Below are 19,357 nucleotides of genomic sequence, written 5' to 3'. Positions count from 1 at the left end.
GCCATTAAACATGATGACGTGCTGTACGAGTAAGACTCAATGTAATGAATGAGGACAGAAGGAGATTATATAAAGATTAACGAATGGCTGCTGCCACTGAGTTGGCTGTATGGAATTGGTGTAAGGTTGCGCAATCAAATGTTTGAAATGGGCATCCTGAAAGAACAGACATACGATATTCCCATCATCTCCGTTGGAAACATGACTGTGGGTGGAACGGGAAAAACGCCTCATGTTGAATACCTGGTTCGCCTCCTTGGTGGCAGGATGAAAGTGGGTGTGCTGTCAAGAGGCTATAAACGAAAAAGTAAAGGCTATGTACTGGCGCGCGAAGATTCAACCATGCAGGAAATTGGGGATGAGCCGTTCCAGATGAAATCCAAATTCCCCAACATCTTTGTCGCTGTGGATGCGAACAGAAGGAGGGGCATTGAGAACCTGACATCTGATGCAGAAACGAAAGATGTTGATGTAATCATCCTTGATGACGCTTACCAACATCGCTATGTAAAGCCAGGAATCAACATCTTGCTGGTAGACTATCATCGATTCATCATGAACGACCAACTGTTGCCAGCGGGGCGTCTACGTGAACCATTGAGTGGGAAAAATCGAGCAGATGTCGTCATCGTGACCAAATGTCCTAAAGACTTAAAGCCAATGGAGTTTCGGGTTTTGACCAAAAACCTGGACCTCTACCCTTTTCAATCTCTGTTCTTTACGACAATCAAATATGGTAGTTTGCAACCTATTTTTGGCGGACCAACTCGCACTCTCCATACCATTAAGAAGACAAACGTGCTCTTGGTGACGGGCATCGCTTCGCCTAAGCAAATGTATGAAGACCTGAAACACCATTGTCAGCAAATTCATCCATTAAAATTTGCTGACCACCACCTGTTCACAAGGAAAGACATAGACAAACTAAATGCACAATTTGAGACAATCTCTTCACCTAAAATTGTCATCACAACCGAAAAAGATGCCACGCGACTGATCGCTGTAGACGGCCTTTCTGACCAAGTCAAGAATGCCATTTATTCATTACCAATACAAATAAGTTTTCTTCAAAACGATGAAGAAGCATTCAACCATAAAATCATTAGTTATGTACGAAAAAATTCAAGAAACAGCATCCTGGTTGAAAGAAAGGATGACAACAAGTCCAAAGACAGCAATCATCCTGGGAACCGGACTAGGACAATTAGCTTCAGAGATAACAGATAGTTACGAATTCGCCTATACTGACATTCCAAACTTCCCCCTGTCCACGGTGGAAGGTCATTCTGGCAAGCTTATTTTTGGCAAGCTGGGTGGCAAGGACATCATGGCTATGCAAGGCCGATTCCACTATTATGAAGGTTATGACATGAAAGAAGTAACCTTCCCAGAGCGCATCATGTACGAGCTTGGCATTGAAACTTTGTTTGTTTCCAATGCCTCGGGAGGAATGAATCCCGACTTTAATATTGGAGATTTGATGATTATCGACGATCATATCAACTTCTTCCCTGAGCATCCACTCCATGGTAAGAACTTCCCAGCAGGTCCAAGATTCCCTGACATGCACGAGGCTTATGACGGACAACTAAGAACACTGGCTGACAAAATTGCCAAAGAAAAAGGTATCAGAGTGGTTCATGGTGTATACGTTGGCGTACAGGGACCGACTTTTGAAACACCTGCAGAATACAGAATGTATCATCGTTTAGGTGGTGACGCTGTTGGAATGAGCACCGTACCCGAAGTTATCGTGGCTCGTCACTGTGGCATCAAGGTGTTTGGAATGAGCATCATAACAGATTTAGGCATTGAGGGACAACCCGTCGAAGTTTCTCATGAAGAGGTTCAGGCTGCTGCGAACAAGGCTCAACCACTGATGACTGAAATCATGAGCGAAATCATCAAGAGAAGTTAAGGCATGCTCACCGTAAGCTGATGAGTGAGTTGACAAGGTACATCCACACGCTCACGTTTCTATAAAAGTGATTGGATACTCCTGTCAACTCACCTTGTAATCTATAAACTTTACAGCTAATTACCACTCAAGCGAATGACAGACATTTCAAAACTGGGTGAATTCAAACTCATTGATCACCTCACAAAAGACATCCAATTACAGAACCAATCAACAAAACTTGGTGTTGGTGACGATTGCGCCGTGATGCACTATCCTGACAAGGAGGTACTGATGACCACAGACATGCTGATGGAAGGTGTTCATTTCGACCTCACTTACATCGACATGCAACATCTTGGCTACAAGTCAGCCATGGTAAACATCAGCGATATATTTGCCATGAACGGAACGCCTAAGCAGTTGTTGGTGAGCCTTGCCATCGACAAAAGGTTTAAAGTTGAAGACATGGAGACTTTTTATAGCGGCCTGCAAATGGCCTGCAATAAATGGCATGTGGACATTGTGGGAGGTGATACGACATCCTCACGCACGGGTATGGCCATCAGCATTACCTGCGTTGGGGAAGCAAAGAAGGAAGACATCGTCTATCGCAGCGGCGCAAAAGACACTGACCTGATTTGCGTCAGCGGTGATTTAGGTGCAGCCTATATGGGATTGATGTTGTTAGAGCGTGAGAAAGATGTATATTACCAGCAGATAGATGAACTCAAAAAGAAACTTAAAGCAGCGCAAAAGGAACAAGACAATCAACTCATTGAGCATCTGAAGAAGAAACTTAGCGAGCTTGGTAACTTCCAACCTGACTTTGCAGGGAAAGAGTATCTGCTGCAAAGACAACTGCAAACAGAAGCAAGAGGCGACATCATAGAAAAGCTCCAAACTGCTAACATCCACCCTACTGCCATGATTGATATCTCTGATGGATTGAGCAGTGAATTGCTACATATATGCAAACAAAGCAAATGCGGATGTAGAATTTATGAGAAAAACCTGCCGATTGACTACCAAACAGCTGTCATGGCAGAAGAACTGAACATGAACGTCACGACTTGTGCGTTGAATGGCGGCGAAGACTACGAACTGCTTTTCACTGTTCCCATCACCGATCATGAAAAGATACAGCAAGTAGAAGGCGTGCGAATGATTGGACATATCACCAAAGAATCATTGGGAACTCAACTAATCACTCGTGACAATCAGGAATTCACACTGCGGGCTCAGGGATGGAACCCACTGTAAATAAACTATTTGCGTATGTACTTACCAGAGGAAACTTCTCTGATGACAGACGTATATCTGCACTTTCATAGTGTGTTCTGTTTGTTAACAAACATTAATCAGTAACATTTTTTCAAGAAAAGTTTCGATGATTAGATAATATTTCTTACCTTTGCAACCGCAAAAGCAATGGTGCCATAGCTCAGTTGGTAGAGCAAAGGACTGAAAATCCTTGTGTCCCCGGTTCGATTCCTGGTGGTACCACAGAAGAAAGGTTGCAAATAAAAAGTCCTGAACACATGTTCAGGACTTTTTATTTGTAACTAGTTGTTCATTTGTACGCTCATCAATAACACGATTTTAGGGGTCAGTCGTAAAACCCTGTTGCATCCCTCTCCTCTCATGCACATAATTTCATAAGCCTGTAAAGGAAGAAAGGAATATCCGTTACTCCCCTGAACTGTGCCCTGAAGGATTTGACTTTTGCGTTGAAGGATTCTGCATTAGCATTTGTGGCTCTGTTGACAAAGAAGTTGAGTATGGTATCATAATGGTTCTTAAAGGTGTCAATCACCGTATAGAAGTTGTCCACCCCCAACTTCTCCACCTTATTAAACCATCTTGCCAGTTTCAGCCTTGCCGCGTCCTTGATGCTTCTGGCATTATAAATATCGGTAAGTTCCATGGCCAGGTCATAGGCTTTTTTGAGTTCGGGGTAGTTTTCAAAGATTATTTCCGCCCTTAGCCTTTGCGATTCCGTCCACTTGGACTTGTGTTTAGTCAGTATAAACTTCGCCCTGGCAAGCAGTTGCTTGCGTGTGTCACCGTTGCTATATCTTAATGGCTTGTAGGTTTCGTTCTTGGCTTTGGCTTCCTTCATCTCCTTATTTTCTCTGTCCCTTGCCATCCATCGGTAGGCTATACGCATGTCGTCCAAAGCGTCATAGTAAAGTTTCTGCACATGAAACCTGTCACTGGTGATGAATGCCTTGGGGAACACCGTATGCGCAATGATCATCATAGAGGAAGACAAGTCGAGCGTTATCTCCTTGACAGTCTTTCTTTTGGAAAGGTCAATCTTTTCCAGAACACGGATCACATCTTCAGCTTTTGTTCCCCTGACCACAGCTACCAGCGTACCCCTGCCACCTTTGCCAGCCTTGTTGGTCAGAAACGTATAGACCTCACCGCTGCTCAGACAAGTCTCATCGATACTCAGGCTCTCTCCCAGGTTCTTATCAAACAGCAGCCAGTCTCCCGCATGCGACAACTGCTCCCACTGGCGATAATCGCTGAAATGCTCCTTGTATTGGGTGGAAAGCTGCTTACCGTCTACGCCATAATGAGAGCCGATACCTGTAATGCTCTCCGCAGTAGACTCAATTCTATTCTTTTAAAAAAGAAACGAACTCAGGGGATAGTTTGCTGCCCTCAGCCGTCAGGTCATCGTAAGAATAACTGAATATCTCACCCGTGGAACTGTCACGCCATTTTCGACGGCGGACATGAAGGTAAACGGGCTTGCCACGAAGGGGAAAGTCATGGACAACCCGTTCGGCGGTAAAGCCGTAACTGCTTACTGTGCCAGACTTGCGGTCTGCTTCTTCCATAAAGTTACGCTCATCCAACCAGAAGTCTATCTGGGAAATACTCTCTTGGATATCTATCACATCAAAATAATCTGCGAGTATCTCAGGAAAGATACAACGCAACAATTGCTCGGTCTTCATGATGCAAAGATAACAAATACTTATGAAATTATGTGCATGAGGGAAAGGGATGCAACTGGGTTTTACGACTGACCCGATTTTAGCAGCTATTCGTGATGATAAGGTTCACCTTTTAGGATGGTACAAGCTCGATACAACTGCTCAACAAAGATTAGTCGAACCATCTGGTGCGAGAATGTCAATTTAGACAAAGAAATCTTCTCATTTGCACGCGCATACACTTCCGGAGAGAAACCGTATGGGCCACCGATCACAAAAACAAGTTTTCTAACCGATTGTTGCTTCTTTTCCATCCACGAAGCCAATTCTACACTCCGAAATTCTTTGCCATGCTCATCCAATAAGACCACAGTATCAGCAGCCTCTATCTTCTTAAGAATCAACCGCCCTTCCTGCACTTTTTGTTGTTCCTCTCCCCTGTTCTTGTTGTTTTTTAGCTCAGGAATCACGGTTATGTTGAATGGTACATAATGACAAATCCTCCGTACATAGTCCTCTATACCTGCGATAAAATGTGGATTATCTGTCTTACCGACCACTATTAGTTCTGTTTTCATCTGATAAAAGGTTATCTTACAACATTCGTTCCATCACCATTCATGGGGAATTCGCTTGTTACTTCTCGGCACAGAATATTTATTTCTCATCCGAGTTGATGATGTCGTATTGATCTTTTCGCTTCGGATTCATCGGGAACCATCCTTTTTCAACCCGTTTTTTTTGAGAGAACAATTCACCTATAGTCCACAAACATGAAGCCCCCAATACGCCAAGAAGGGATGAAAACATGACATCTTCTACAAAAAGTGAAGCTATGACAGACAGAATGCCCATAACCAGGAATATCCACCAGGGACGAACGCCCCATTTATACTCTACCTTAATCACCACCGGGTGAAAGAGTCCGATAATAAGAAATGTTGACACCGCTATTATTAGTCCTTTGTAATACATGGTTATCGATAAGTTTAAAACTTGAAGTTGCTAATCAATCGCTATTTTATAAGCTCTTTGCAAATGTACAAAAAAACGCTTAATGTCAGAAAATTCTCATTTAAAATTACTATCTTTGTCAAACAATACGTATAACTTAAACAGCATAAAGATATGGCAAACAATGCAGAACTGATTGCCCAGTGTGAACAGAAGGCAAAACAATGGTTGACTCCCGCATTTGATGAGGAGACCCAGAATGAAGTGAAAGCAAAGATTGAAGCTGAAGACAAGACAGACTTGATCGATTCTTTCTACAAAGATTTAGAGTTTGGAACAGGTGGACTTCGCGGTATCATGGGTGCTGGCAGCAACCGTATGAATATCTACACGGTGGGCATGGCTACCCAGGGATTTGCCAATTACCTGAAGAAAAACTTCCAAGATCGTGCTGACATATCCGTTGTCGTGTGCCATGATTGCCGCAACAACAGTCGTAAATTCGCTGAAAGTGTTGCAGACATCTTCACGGCCAATGGCATCAAGGTATATTTGTTCGACGACATGCGTCCTACACCCGAGTGTTCTTTCGCTATCAGGCATCTTGGTTGCCAAGCTGGTGTGAACATTACAGCTAGTCACAACCCCAAAGAATACAACGGATACAAGGCTTATTGGGAAGACGGCGCACAAGTATTGGCCCCACACGATATGGGAATCATCAATGAGGTGAACAAGGTAAATGTAGAAGATATTAAGTTTGAAGGTAACAAACAGCTGCTTCAAATCATTGGAGAGGACATTGATCAGGCTTATCTCGACGCAGTCAAGACCGTCAGCATTGATCCAGAAGTGATCAAACGTCAGCACGATTTGAAGATTGTTTATACTCCTTTGCACGGCACTGGTATGAAGATGATTCCGCGATCACTCAAATATTGGGGCTTCGACAACGTGCATTGCGTTAAGGAACAGATGGTAAAGGATGGCAACTTCCCTACCGTTGTTTCTCCAAACCCTGAAAATGGAGAAGCATTGACATTGGCTTTGCGCGATGCCAAACAATTAGACGCCGACATCGTGATGGCCAGTGACCCTGATGCCGACCGCGTTGGCATGGCATGCAAGAACGACAAGGGCGAGTGGATCTTGATAAACGGAAACCAAACATGCTTGATTTTCCTCTATTACATCATCACCAACCGCAAGAACATGGGTCTGTTGAAGCCAACTGACTATATCGTTAAGACCATCGTGACCACAGAGGTGATTCGGAAAGTTGCCGAGAAGAACAACATTGAAATGATAGATTGTTATACTGGTTTCAAGTGGATTGCCCGTGAAATTCGCGTTGCTGATCCCGGCAAGAAATACATCGGCGGCGGCGAAGAGAGCTATGGTTTCATGGCTGCCGACTTTGTTCGTGACAAGGATGCAGTGAGTGCCATGTGTCTCTTGGCTGAAATTTGCGCGTACGCCAAAGATCAAGGTAAGACGCTTTACGATCTTCTTCTGGACATCTATCTGGAATACGGTTTCTCCAAGGAGTTTACCGTCAATGTAGTGCGTCCTGGAAAGACTGGTGCAGACGAAATCAAGACCATGATGGAGAATTTCAGAAAGAATCCACCGACAGATCTTGGAGGTTCAAAGGTGGTTGTTTGGAAAGACTACCAGACGCTTGAACAGCGTGACATCAATGGAAACATCTCCAAACTTGACATGCCAGACACCAGCAATGTACTACAGTGGTTCTGCGATGATGGCACCAAGGTGAGCGTTCGGCCATCGGGTACAGAGCCAAAAATAAAGTTCTATTTGGAGGTAAAAGGCACGATGAAATGTGCCGGATGCTACGAACGTTGCGATGCAGAGGCCGATGAAAAAATCAATGCAATCAAGAAAAGTCTGCATCTTGAGTAAACCAAGCAACGAATTGAGCTTCCTTCACTGGAGGCTCAATTTGTTGCTTCAAATTCTATGTCATTGAGTGCGACAACCAAAGTCAAAGAGTTTAGCGGTTAAAGTCAAAGAGTTTGATAGTCAAAGTCAATGAGTTTAGACAGCAAACCCATAGAGATTAGCATCCAATCTCTATGGGTTTATATTTAACTATCATTCAGATAGTTACGAATTAAAATTGTATTGTTTTCTATTAATTGGAATGTTCTGCTATCTCCTTCTGCGCACATTCAGTGCAGATGCCTTTGTAGTATAGCTGAATCTCATCAACAATATTTCCGTGAATATTTCTGTTCTGAACAAGTTTCGGTGCATCTTCTTCAGGTAAATCTATCACCCTTTTGCATTTCTTACAATAAAAATGTACATGGGGCTCTACACAACCATCGTAACACACACGATGCTCGTCAATGGTTATCATTTGAGCAGCTTGATGTTCTGAAAATAAACGCAGCGTATTATAAACGGTAGTCCTACTTAGGGTTGGAATTTTTGGACACAAACCTTTATAAACATCCTCCACTGTTGGATGGGTATGATTTTCCATCAGGAACTCCATGATGGCCAACCGTTGTGCTGAAGGGTGCACTCCAGCTTCGATTAACTTATTATATGCTTTGTTTTCTGATGTCATATTCGTACATTTTTTGAAAGTGCAAAGATACAAAAATCAATACAATTACAAGCATAAGAACAAAAAAGAATGGTGAAATCTTGCAGACTTCACCATTCTTCTGTTATAAATCTTACTTTCTTTGTTCAGAAAAGACATCCATAAAGTCAGAAATAGGAACTAATATTTGTTCTCCTGTTTCCATGTTTTTGATCGTTATCTTATTTTCCTTCATCTCGTTTTCACCAGCCATGGCCACGAATGCGATTTGCTTTGCATTAGCATAACTCATCTGCTTCTTCATCTTAACCGCATCTGGGTACATCTCTGCGCTGACTCCATGACTGCGAGCCTCATTGACCAAAGGTAAACAATAGGCCGTTTCTTTTTCGCCAAAATTGATGAAAAGAATTTGAGTAGAATTAGTTGTTTCTTTTGGATACAAGTCTAAAGCATTTAATACATCATAGATACGATCGGCACCAAACGAGATTCCTACCCCACTCAACCCTGGCTTGCCAAAAATACCTGTCAAGTTATCGTAACGACCGCCACCTGTAATGCTGCCAATAGAAACATCCTTAGCCTTTACTTCAAAAATGGCACCGGTGTAATAATTAAGGCCTCGCGCCAAAGTCAAATCAAGTTCTATCTCGTTATGAAGCTGCATTGGTTTCAACACATCTAAGATATAGGCAACTTCTTCCACACCCTTCAGTCCTACCTGACTGTCTTTCAGCACGTTTTTGATGACGTTGAGCTTTTCATCATTTGTTCCTTGAAGAGAAATGATGGGTTGCAATTTATCGATAGCTTCTGGAGAGATACCGGCGTTTGCTAACTCTTGATTGACATTTTCCAGCCCTATCTTGTCCAATTTGTCGATGGCAACTGTGATATCTACTATTTTATCCGCAGCACCTATCATCTCAGCAATGCCCGAAAGTATCTTTCTGTTATTGATTTTGATGATTACCCGCACGCCAAACCTTTGGAACACCTCATCCACTATTTGCATCAATTCTACCTCATTGAGCAAGGAATCTGATCCCACCACGTCGGCATCGCACTGATAAAACTCTCGATATCGGCCCTTTTGAGGTCGGTCCGCACGCCAAACGGGTTGAATTTGGTAACGCTTAAAAGGGAATTGAAGTTCATCATGATGCATGACAACATAGCGAGCGAATGGTACCGTCAAGTCGTACCGTAGTCCTTTCTCACAAAGTTGCGATGCAAGTTTCAACGTATTTCTTTCCACAAGTTCTTTGTCGTCAACCTTCCGTAGGAAGTCGCCCGAATTAAGAACCTTAAAAAGCAACTTATCTCCTTCCTCACCGTACTTGCCCATCAGGGTTTGAAGAGTTTCTAGAGCTGGGGTTTCTATTTGTTGATAACCATAAAGCGAATAAACGTCTTCAATAGTCTTGAATATGTAATTGCGCTTAGACATCTCCATGGGCGAGAAGTCTCTTGTCCCTTTGACGATAGTTGGTTTGTTAGTCATTTAATTTCTCTTTTGTCATTAGTTTCTTACAATTGTTTGATTACGATCAGGTCCGATTGAAACAATCTTGATTGGTGTTTCTAAAAACTCTTCCAAGAACTGGATGTAATCTTTGAATTGCTGTGGAAATTCTTCCTCATTGGTCATTTTTGTCAAGTCAGTGTACCAGCCTTGTAGCTCTTGGTAAATTGGCTTCACTCCTTCAAGGTCATAAGGAAGTTCCTTCGTCTGTGTGCCATCCTTCAGTTCATAACCAACACATGCTTTAATTGTCTCGAATTGATCCAGCACATCACTCTTCATTAAAATAAGGTGGGTCACACCGTTGACCATGATTGAATAACGTAATTGAACCAAATCTACCCATCCACAACGACGCTCTCTACCTGTAACAGCACCATATTCATGGCCGATGTCACGAAGTTTCTTGCCATCCTCGTCGAACAGTTCAGTTGGGAAAGGGCCTGAACCTACACGTGTACAATAAGCCTTCATGATGCCATAGACGTTTCCAATCTTGTTGGGACCGAGCCCAAGACCGATACATGCCCCGGCACAAATGGTATTGGAAGACGTAACAAACGGGTAACTGCCGAAATCAACATCCAACATGGTACCCTGCGCACCTTCACACAAGATGCTTTTCTGCTCACGAAGAAGATGATTGATTTCATGTTCGCTGTCAACAATATTGAATTGTTTGAGGTACTCTATACCCTCCATCCAATGCTTTTCCGTTTCTTCTAAATCGAAATCTGTAAAGTGAAGAGCCTTCAACATGTCCAAATGGCGCGCCTTGTGAGCCTCGTATTTTTCTTGAAAGTTGTCAAGGATATCTCCTACCCGCAAACCATTTCTCGACGTTTTGTCTGTGTATGTCGGACCAATACCTTTACCTGTTGTTCCAACCTTGCCCTTTCCTCGTGCGGCTTCGTATGCCCTATCCAGCACTCTATGCGTAGGCATGATGAGATGAGCCTTCTTGGAGATATGAATACGGCTTTTCAATTCGTGGCCACTCTTCTCCAGTTCTTTAGCTTCATCCATGAAAAGATCTGGTGCGAGCACAACCCCATTACCGATGATATTGATCTTTCCACCTTGAAAGATGCCAGAAGGAATGCTGCGAAGAACATATTTTTGGCCCTCAAACTCCAATGTATGACCTGCATTTGGGCCTCCTTGGAACCTGGCAACAACATCATATTTTGGCGTAAGCACGTCGACTACTTTGCCTTTTCCTTCGTCACCCCACTGCAAACCAAGCAGGACATCAACTTTACTTTTGTTCATTTTATTTTATGTTTTTAGTTTTTTCTTTATTCATTTTCTTGCGTGTTATCACCGCTTGACAGGTACTACAAACCCCATAGATATACAATGTGAATCCATCTTTCTTGAATCTTCTCAGTTTGGTTTCATTCACAGCCTCGACAATTGCCGGGGAGTTAACCTCCGAGACTTTGCCACAAACCGTGCAAATCTGATGGCAATGATCCTTATTGTCATAGCACGACTCATACACCGTGCCTCCTTGCAGACGATGGCAAATCACAAATCGCAGCTTTCTAAACAGTCTTAAATTGTTATAGAGGGTAGCCCTACTAACCCTAAAGTTATGTTCAACGAGATATTCATCCAACTCCTCCAAAGAGAAATGTCCCCTGATGCTATAAGCAGCATCAAGGATTGCATACCTCTCTGGCGTTCTTCGAAGGTTGTTTGTTACAAGATAATCATCTAGAAGCTGTTTAACAGCATTTCTGATATCTTTTTTCATTTCCCGAAAATTATAACTCTACAAAGTTACAATATTTCCTTTAAATATAGGTAATGTATGGCTATATAAATCTTCACAATTGTAAATTCAACCTCTCTTCGGCCATGTTACGAAAATCTTCACCAAGCTCTGCGAATTTATTCACGCAATTCAACGCGGCATGGCGAACGCCCATGTTCTCACTATTGAGCGCAAGGGCCACTTCATCCAAGAATTCGTCAATTCTATTTCGGTGAGGATTTTCCCCCTTCATAAAGAGCCTTGAGAGAATAAGATAGCCACACATCCGTACAATTTCTCCGTTGGAATTCATCCATTGGTAAGACAAATCAGCCGCATGTTGTAAGTGTTGGAACAAATTAAAACATGCCATTTCAGCCAAATCTTGTGAATTGACGTCCCCTACCCATTGCTTTGCGAGTGTATCATCCATTTCTTCGGGCGGCATGATGAGAGTCGCCAGAATCTTGCATTCACGGATATTCTCTTGCCACAACGCTATGGCAAGTTCATGATTCTTACCATATTGTTGAGCCATTTTTTGCAAGTCAGGCAGCGACACCCCCCAGTTTATCTTATAGTCCACCCCTTTCTGACGCATGGACTGTGAGACAACGCCGTTCATCAATAGTCTGAATGAACGTTTGATTTCCCTTACTGTTTCGTTAATATCTCCATTCATCCGATTCTGCAGTTTTAGAATATCTCATCATTTGATGAGCATACGATTCCGTATAATCAAGTTGTATGTCTACGATGTTACCCTGGTCATCATACAGAGGCTTCATCCAGGGATTGATAAACCCTTTGTAGGGAGCGATTTTAAGTTTTTGATAACGCCTTAACACCTCTCTGTGCAAATCTGCGTCTATGTCAATGGCGTATTTCTCAACGATTGCCCTTGCGGCCTCAAAATCACCTTCACTCTTGATACGCTGAATCTCTGCCAGCAGTTTGGCAAACAGCTGTCTCAGTTTTTGATAATCGTTGATTTGAACGAAATGACGAACAGTGCCATCATCAGTATCCCCCTGCGTTTGTATTATCGCCACCTCACCGTCGGCATGAGCCAACACCCATCGCGCAATGAGGGCGCGATTACGCATGTGAGCTTCCTCTATTTGATGCCCTTCCTTGATTCTGACCATCTGTGTCAACAGGCCATTCATCATGTAGGTATAGTATTGAGATTTGAACGCATCTGCGTTTGGTAGCAATCCCAACTCAATGAACTTCTCGTCTGCGATGTAATAAAGTCCAAACAAGTCGGCTCTGGCTTCCTCTATGGTGTCACCATAAGCACCCAAGGCATCACCGTCAACACCTGGCAACAACCGTCCACTGCCATGTCCTAAGCATTCATGCAGATCAGTATGCAAATCATCACAAAGATCTCCATAACGGTTAATCAACCCCAGCGTTTCGTCATCAATCACAAACTCCTCATGCAGACCATTTCCTCGGGCCACATGATTGTAAGCTTCCGTGAGATTTCCAATCGTAACACTCTTTGAACCATACCTGGCTCGAATCCATTCTGCGTTCGGCAGGTTGATTCCTATGGCCGACGGTGGATATTCATCGCCACCCAACATGGCTGCGCAAATGACATGAGCGGTCACACCTTTCACCTTTTCTTTCTTGAAACGCTTTTCTACCGGTGAGTGGTCTTCAAACCATTGTGCATTTTTACTGATGAGTTGGGTGCGCTTGGTGGCCTCTAAATCTTTGTACTCCACGAGCCCTTCCCATGAGCCTTTTAATCCCAACGGATCGCCATATACCTCTATAAAACCATTGATGAAGTCTACTTGTCCATCCTGTTCTTTCAACCACCCTATGGAATATTTGTCGAACAACTTTAAGTCGCCCGTTTCATAATATCGTATCAACAGCGAGATTATCATCTTTTGCTGTTCGTTTTCGGCAAATTCCCGCGCCTTGCCCAACCAGTAAACTATTCGTTTCAACTCCTTTTGGTACAGGCAGTTGGTCGTGTATGGTATCTCTTTGATTATACCATCCTCTTTCACCAACTTGGTATTCAGTCCATAGGAAACAGGTTCATCATCTGAAGGCTGTTTCTGGGCAGCGTAAAATTGCTCAACTTCCTTTTGACTAACGCCATCATAATAATTGCAAGCTGATGTCAACACCAAATCTTCTCCATCGGTCTTGTTGACACGCTTGGGCAAGATGTCGGGATTAAACATCACCGGAACAAGTTCATCAAGCAGCTCTTGCACCGTTTGACAGGGTGACAATGGCAAGCGTGTGACATCAATCTCAGACAACACTTTTCTAAAAAAGCCTTCTGAAAACTCTGGAATCATCTTTTCACTGCCGTAGTGATGATAGATGCCGTTTGAGAACCATATCCTCTTCAGATAGATTTCCAGATTCTTGAAGTCATCACCGTCCCTCGAGCCAGAATATTCTTCATACACTGCCTCAAGCACCTTTCTTATCTTCAAGTTGTACTTGCCAAACTGGTCGGTCGTGATATCTCTTCCCGCCAATGTGGCTTTTGCTAAAAAATAGATATAAATCTTTTGTTTGAGCGTCAAGTTCTCAAACCCTTTCAGACGATACCTTAGCATTTGCAAATCTGCAAATCGTTCGTCTGAATATTTAAATTCATGTGTCATTCAGCGACAATAGGATTGTTACTTCTTTTTCTTCTTCGAACCAGATTTCTTTTTTCCCTTCTTCGGAGCCGATGCATCTGGTGGAAGCATGGCCAGGTGCTGCATCTTGTAGTCGCGAGGTGTACAGCCATTCAATTTATAAAAAGACGCATAGAAGGATTGTCGATTTGAAAAGCCTACCATATCTGATATCTCTTCCATATTCAAATCGTAATACCGCTTATCCGTCAGCACTGCCATAGCCTCTTCAATACGATACTTGTTGACAAATGATGTGTAATTCATGTGAAAACGCACATTGACGACAGCCGAAATGTACCTCGTGTTAGTACCCAAGTCTTCGGCTAGTTTCTTTGCCGAATAATTCTTGTCTTTGTATTTCTTTTGGATGAGAATAACATCCAAAATTTTTTCCTGCAGCTCGTCCATCAATTCAGGGCTGACTAGAGAACGGTAGGCAGCATCCTTATCCTTTTTCTTAACAATGTTGTATTTTGCCATATCACCCAAATTAAAAAAATCCGAAACTGTTCTTTGTTTTGCAAATATATGCATATTTTTTCATTTCATCAAGTTTTTCAATAAAAATTTGATAAGATTTTACGATAAAAAAGTTTTTTCCGACATTCACCTTCGGGTGCGCGTGAAAATGATTAATAATGACGCATAAAGAAGATACCTAAGTACTTATATTTTGTGTGAAGAAAATGCTATTTAGCAGAAATGAACAAAACTGCCGTGTTTTTGACGAATGGATTGTCAGCATTCATGACATTGCATAACGGGTTAGATGAGTGGGTATGATTTGCGTCTAAAAAAGACATCATTTCAATAAGAAAAGTTAACTTATTTCCGATAAAATATGGTCTACCCAGCATGTAAAAATCTGGAGTAATGGTAGAGATTTAAGTTTGAAAATCAATCTCTATGACTTTATCCCCCAAACCCATTGAGATTGAAGGGAAAACCCATTGAGATTGGTGTACAAACTCAATGAGTTTGGACACAAGGGGCAAAAGATTAATATAGTAAATGCTATTTCGTGTTCGGCTCATCGCCTTTTTTCAAAATCGTGATACCTTCTTCTATTTCAGTAATCTCGATGAGTTTCTCGTAGGCGTAATTGCGAAGTCGCTCATATTCAAGTGCTTCTTCCAATTCCTTGATGCGTTGGCGATATTCGCTCTCTGTCAAATTTTTCTGTTTCATGATTTGTAGATATTCTTCTGGGACGGCCCATAGAATCTATTTATTAAATAAGGTATAGTCTCGCAATTGATCGATTACTTTCATCACTTGATGAGAAATTTGCAAGTAATGCTTCATTTCATCAACCTGATGAGCGTGATAAATATCACGAAAATGCTCGAATTCAAAAGCCAACCGATGCTTTTTTGGCTGAATGTTGATGGTTTGCGATTTACCGTCCTTGCACAGTTCCAATTCAGACAGCGTACTGACGGGGCCTGTGACGTGTATGCGACCTTTGTCACCCTGTATGGCTCCAAACGAATGTCCGTCACAATCTTTAGCGCCAACACAGGTGGCCACGAAATCAGGATAGGCCAAAATGGCCACTCCAGAGGTGTCAATCTGGTTATATCCCACATTGGAATGATATTCCACGCTGGTGGGTTCGCCAAACAATGACACGACAAAATTGATGTTGTAAACGTTGATGTCCATCAAAGCCCCACCATGGCATGCCGGATCAAACGCAGGGGTTAACTGGTGATTTAAATACAAATCGTACCTGCTGGAGCGTTGACTGTAATTGCAGGCTATCAATTTGATGCGTCCCAGTTGCGCCAGTAACTCGTCTTTTATCAATCGATAGTGGGGCATGTGCAACAGGGTAACGGCTTCGAATATATACAAATTGTCAGCAAATGCCAACTGCATCAGCTCTTCCAATTCAGCTACAGACGTACAGATGGGTTTTTCGATGATGACATTTTTCTTGGCCAACAAGGCACGCCGTGCATAAGTTGCATGTGCATGATTGGCCACGGCCACGTAAACAAAATCGATGTCACTGTTGCGGAGCATGGCATCATAATCGTTGTAAACCTCTTTAATATGAAACAAAGCAGCCAACCGCTCTGCCTTTGAAAGACTTTGCGGTCGGCTGCAAATGGCTTGAATCGTAATACCATTGATTTGTTGGACTACGGGAATCATTTCGTTGACGATTTTACCCGTTCCAATTATTCCAATGTTCATTTCATTTTTGTTCAAAGTTTGCCACGGTTGCTTATCGCTTCGCTTCTGTTTCGTCCTTCACATAGTGTGGAAGATGGAACTCGTAGGAGTTATCAAATACCTGCCCTACTTTATTGATTTCTAGCAAAGTGGTACCACCGTTCTTCCCGAAGCTGCCGCTGAGGTAGGCAATTTTATCCTCTGGTTTGATATATCCCTTTTGACGAAGCATCCTAAGGGCTGCCGTAAAGAGGTATTCAGAACTGGTATGTTCTTTTTGGTAAATAGGGATAATTCCATAACTCAAATTCAACAACCGTTGCGTTTTCTCTCTATAACAGATGGCCAAGATAGGTGTGGCACCACGGAAAGACGACAACGTGCGAGCCGTTTGCCCAGTCTCGCTGGCCGTGATGATGCCCTTCACGCCCAGTCGACGGGTAGATTCAATGGCTGAATGTGCCAAGAATTCCCGTTGGGTTTCATAATCATGAGCCATGGGATCGATGGTTGTTTCCCATGTTCTGTCGGTTTCAGCCTGCTCAGCTATGCGTGCCATCGTCTGAACAGCCTCTACAGGATATCGCCCAGATGCCGTTTCGCCACTGAGCATCAATGCATCTGTCCGAGAATAGATGGCGTTGGCAATATCGGTTACTTCGGCTCTCGTTGGTCGCGGATTGTTAATCATGGTGTGAAGCATCTGCGTGGCCACGATGACTGGCTTTTTCTTCATGACGCATTTGCGAATGATTTGGCGCTGAATGCCAGGTATTTCCTCGATGGGAACCTCGATACCCAGGTCACCGCGGGCAATCATGATGCCATAAGAGGCATCTATAATCTCATCGATGTTATCAACTCCTTCCTGATTTTCTATCTTTGAAATGATTTTGATGTCGCTGTGATGTTCGTCAAGGATGTCTTGCACGGCTTTTACATCCTGCGCATTACGAACAAAAGAATGCGCAATGAAGTCAATATCCTGCTCGATGGCAAAGAGAATGTTGTGTTTGTCTTTCTCGGTAAGTGCAGGTAAGTCGATGTGTCTGCCTGGTATATTCACACTTTTATGAGCCCCGAGTACGCCGTCGTTCATCACTTGTGCCACCACCATCGGCCCGATAATGTCAATCACTCTCATGTCCAGTGCTCCATCGTCGATTAAGATGTCGTTGCCAACTTTCAAATCTTTTGCAATATCTGCATACGAAACGTTAATGATGTCGTGTGTGCTGTCTACGTCCGGCCTACCGAAAATCTTTACAACCTCACCTGTTTTGTACAGCAGGGGTTCAGCTACGTTCGTGGTTCTCACTTCCGGTCCCTTGGTATCAATCAACAATGCCAGGTTTGAAGAAACTGCACGAGCATTTTTGATGACTTCTTTCATTCCCTCAATAGTGGCGTGAGCAGTATTCATACGCACGACATTCATACCTGCGAAAAACAATTTTCGCAAAAACTCCTCACTGCAATTTCGATCACTGATCGAACATACTATCTTTGTTTGTTTCATGATGATGATGATTCATTTGATGAATGACCTGCACAAAAAAGAAGGTTCAGGCCAAATCATCAATGCAAATATTGCTTTTTTATTCCATGCAAAATTACGAAAGATATCTGATACATCCAAATGATTTCAAGTTTTTCAAAGCCCCATTCTTGCGGGTTTAGCACACAATATAAAATTTAACACGAGATGGTGTTCATAGTTATGAGAAAGATTCTTTATTAGACATCTTGAAAGCCATCAATCCATCCTTCTTCCCATCGTATTTCCTTTTCACCCTTATCGTCTGCATGAGGGTTGTTGACAGACAGTCCCATCAGCCTGATAGCTCGATGGGAGTAATCCACTTCACGCAACAAACTCTTTGCCAGAGGCAGTATCTGGTCTTTGGTCTGCAAACAATGATCTACCGTAGCGCTTCTGGTTATTTGCGTAAAATCATCAAATTTGATTTTCAAGGTCAGTGTCTTGCCTTCAAAACCAGCCTCTTTGATTCGTTCAACCAGTTCCAACACCGTGTGGTAAAGTTCAATCAAGACAGCCGAGCGCCGGGTGAGATCTTCCTGGAATGTACGTTCGCAGCCAACGGATTTACGAATCCAATGGCTGATGACGGGCCGTTCATCATCGCCTCTGGCATCTTGATAGTAGACGCTGCCCATCTTGCCGAATACTTCAATCAAGTGCTTTTCAGAAACCGTACGCAACTGTTCGCCCGTAAAGATTCCCATTTTATGCATTAGTTGAGCTGTTTTAGGTCCGATGCCCCAAAACTTCTCTATCTTCAATTGACCAATAAAATCGTACGCATCTTCATGACTAATCTCAAACAATCCATCAGGTTTTCGATAATCAGAAGCTATCTTGGCTAGAAATTTATTGAAAGACACGCCGGCAGAAGCAGTCAAATGAGTGGTTTCTCGTATCTTCTTTTTTATTTCAAGGGCGATGGTCCGCGGATCATCAATATCCTTTTTATTGTCTGTTACGTCCAAAAATGCCTCATCCAAGGATATAGGTTCAATGATGTCTGTGTACTCACGAAATATCTCACGAACCTGTATGGAAACCTCGTGGTACACCTCTCCTCTGTGTGGCACAATGATCAATTGCGGACACAGACGCTTGGCTTTGCACATGGCCATGGCCGAGTGCACGCCAAACTTGCGCGCCTCGTAACTTGCCGTGCTCACTACCCCACGCGGTCCGTCGTGACCTACCGCGACCGGCTTGCCTCTTAATTCGGGATGGTCACGCTGTTCTACCGAAGCGTAGAAAGCATCCATATCAACATGGATTATTTTTCTCATCATGCAAATCTACACAT

Annotated in this window: 19 protein-coding genes and 1 tRNA gene; 5 read left to right on the top strand and 15 right to left on the bottom strand. The window is 43.0% G+C overall.

The window, feature by feature from the left end:
• The first annotated feature begins 48 nt into the window (after window positions 1–48).
• The 4 genes from lpxK (at window position 49) to NQ518_RS02900 (ending at window position 3,403) form a co-directional block, all read left to right on the top strand.
• The gene (gene lpxK, locus NQ518_RS02915) at window positions 49–1,227 is read left to right on the top strand and encodes a tetraacyldisaccharide 4'-kinase (protein ID WP_227207547.1); all 1,179 of its coding nucleotides are present in this window, start codon (window positions 49–51) and stop codon (window positions 1,225–1,227) included.
• A complete protein-coding gene (locus NQ518_RS02910; protein WP_227207545.1) occupies window positions 1,109–1,918 on the top strand; it encodes a purine-nucleoside phosphorylase in 810 nt (269 codons plus the stop codon). The genes lpxK and NQ518_RS02910 overlap by 119 nt, the downstream gene beginning before the upstream one ends.
• Before the next feature lie 135 nt (window positions 1,919–2,053).
• Window positions 2,054–3,160 (top strand): thiamine-phosphate kinase, encoded by a 1,107-nt coding sequence (thiL, locus tag NQ518_RS02905; protein WP_227207543.1) that lies wholly within the window; start codon window positions 2,054–2,056, stop codon window positions 3,158–3,160.
• A 170-nt stretch (window positions 3,161–3,330) separates the two neighbouring features.
• Window positions 3,331–3,403 (top strand) — tRNA-Phe (locus NQ518_RS02900).
• Between the two features lie 136 nt (window positions 3,404–3,539).
• Here the strand turns inward: NQ518_RS02900 and NQ518_RS02895 are convergent.
• The 4 genes from NQ518_RS02895 to NQ518_RS02880 form a co-directional block, all read right to left on the bottom strand.
• Window positions 3,540–4,523, bottom strand: a complete 984-nt coding sequence (locus NQ518_RS02895; protein ID WP_419471402.1) for an ISAon1 family transposase — start codon at window positions 4,521–4,523, stop codon at window positions 3,540–3,542.
• 1 nt (window position 4,524) lies between these two features.
• Window positions 4,525–4,869 carry an ISAon1 family transposase N-terminal region protein gene (locus NQ518_RS02890; RefSeq protein WP_227960252.1) on the bottom strand — a complete coding sequence of 115 codons (345 nt, stop codon included), beginning with the start codon at window positions 4,867–4,869 and terminating at the stop codon, window positions 4,525–4,527.
• 86 nt (window positions 4,870–4,955) lie between these two features.
• Entirely contained in the window at window positions 4,956–5,426 is a 471-nt protein-coding gene (gene rlmH, locus NQ518_RS02885; RefSeq protein ID WP_227207172.1) for a 23S rRNA (pseudouridine(1915)-N(3))-methyltransferase RlmH, read from the bottom strand.
• 79 nt (window positions 5,427–5,505) lie between these two features.
• Complete coding sequence (locus NQ518_RS02880) at window positions 5,506–5,823, bottom strand: DUF4491 family protein (RefSeq protein ID WP_227207174.1); 318 nt, start codon at window positions 5,821–5,823, stop codon at window positions 5,506–5,508.
• A gap of 153 nt (window positions 5,824–5,976) precedes the next feature.
• Between NQ518_RS02880 and NQ518_RS02875 the strand changes: the two genes are divergently transcribed.
• Window positions 5,977–7,725: a phospho-sugar mutase gene (locus tag NQ518_RS02875; protein ID WP_227207176.1), complete on the top strand. Its 1,749-nt coding sequence runs from the start codon at window positions 5,977–5,979 to the stop codon at window positions 7,723–7,725.
• Between the two features lie 232 nt (window positions 7,726–7,957).
• On the opposite strand, the gene NQ518_RS02870 is transcribed toward NQ518_RS02875, so the two are convergent.
• From NQ518_RS02870 to dinB, 11 genes are all read right to left on the bottom strand, one after another.
• Entirely contained in the window at window positions 7,958–8,398 is a 441-nt protein-coding gene (locus NQ518_RS02870) for a Fur family transcriptional regulator (RefSeq protein WP_227207178.1), read from the bottom strand.
• A 112-nt stretch (window positions 8,399–8,510) separates the two neighbouring features.
• On the bottom strand, window positions 8,511–9,884 hold the full coding sequence (gene hisS, locus NQ518_RS02865) for a histidine--tRNA ligase (RefSeq protein WP_227207180.1): 1,374 nt from the start codon (window positions 9,882–9,884) through the stop codon (window positions 8,511–8,513).
• An 18-nt stretch (window positions 9,885–9,902) separates the two neighbouring features.
• The gene (locus NQ518_RS02860; RefSeq protein WP_227207182.1) at window positions 9,903–11,177 is read right to left on the bottom strand and encodes an adenylosuccinate synthase; all 1,275 of its coding nucleotides are present in this window, start codon (window positions 11,175–11,177) and stop codon (window positions 9,903–9,905) included.
• 1 nt (window position 11,178) lies between these two features.
• The gene (locus NQ518_RS02855) at window positions 11,179–11,664 is read right to left on the bottom strand and encodes a Fur family transcriptional regulator (protein ID WP_227207184.1); all 486 of its coding nucleotides are present in this window, start codon (window positions 11,662–11,664) and stop codon (window positions 11,179–11,181) included.
• A 73-nt stretch (window positions 11,665–11,737) separates the two neighbouring features.
• Window positions 11,738–12,346 carry a DNA alkylation repair protein gene (locus NQ518_RS02850; protein ID WP_227960928.1) on the bottom strand — a complete coding sequence of 203 codons (609 nt, stop codon included), beginning with the start codon at window positions 12,344–12,346 and terminating at the stop codon, window positions 11,738–11,740.
• Complete coding sequence (locus NQ518_RS02845) at window positions 12,330–14,312, bottom strand: dipeptidyl peptidase 3 (protein WP_227207188.1); 1,983 nt, start codon at window positions 14,310–14,312, stop codon at window positions 12,330–12,332. Before NQ518_RS02845 ends, NQ518_RS02850 begins: the two co-directional genes overlap by 17 nt.
• 18 nt (window positions 14,313–14,330) lie before the next feature.
• Window positions 14,331–14,813 (bottom strand): helix-turn-helix domain-containing protein, encoded by a 483-nt coding sequence (locus NQ518_RS02840; RefSeq protein ID WP_227207190.1) that lies wholly within the window; start codon window positions 14,811–14,813, stop codon window positions 14,331–14,333.
• 534 nt (window positions 14,814–15,347) lie between these two features.
• The gene (locus NQ518_RS02835; RefSeq protein ID WP_227207192.1) at window positions 15,348–15,521 is read right to left on the bottom strand and encodes a hypothetical protein; all 174 of its coding nucleotides are present in this window, start codon (window positions 15,519–15,521) and stop codon (window positions 15,348–15,350) included.
• Between the two features lie 36 nt (window positions 15,522–15,557).
• Window positions 15,558–16,535, bottom strand: coding sequence for a Gfo/Idh/MocA family protein (locus tag NQ518_RS02830; protein WP_227207194.1), 978 nt, complete (start codon window positions 16,533–16,535; stop codon window positions 15,558–15,560).
• Window positions 16,536–16,566: 31 nt separating this feature from the next.
• Entirely contained in the window at window positions 16,567–18,033 is a 1,467-nt protein-coding gene (gene pyk / locus NQ518_RS02825; RefSeq protein ID WP_227960930.1) for a pyruvate kinase, read from the bottom strand.
• 218 nt (window positions 18,034–18,251) lie between these two features.
• Entirely contained in the window at window positions 18,252–19,340 is a 1,089-nt protein-coding gene (gene dinB, locus NQ518_RS02820) for a DNA polymerase IV (RefSeq protein ID WP_227207257.1), read from the bottom strand.
• Between the last annotated feature and the right edge of the window lie 17 nt (window positions 19,341–19,357).

It is taken from the genome of Hoylesella buccalis ATCC 35310 (assembly GCF_025151385.1).
GTDB lineage: Bacteria > Bacteroidota > Bacteroidia > Bacteroidales > Bacteroidaceae > Prevotella > Prevotella buccalis.
This window is presented reverse-complemented; position numbering and strand designations above follow the sequence as displayed.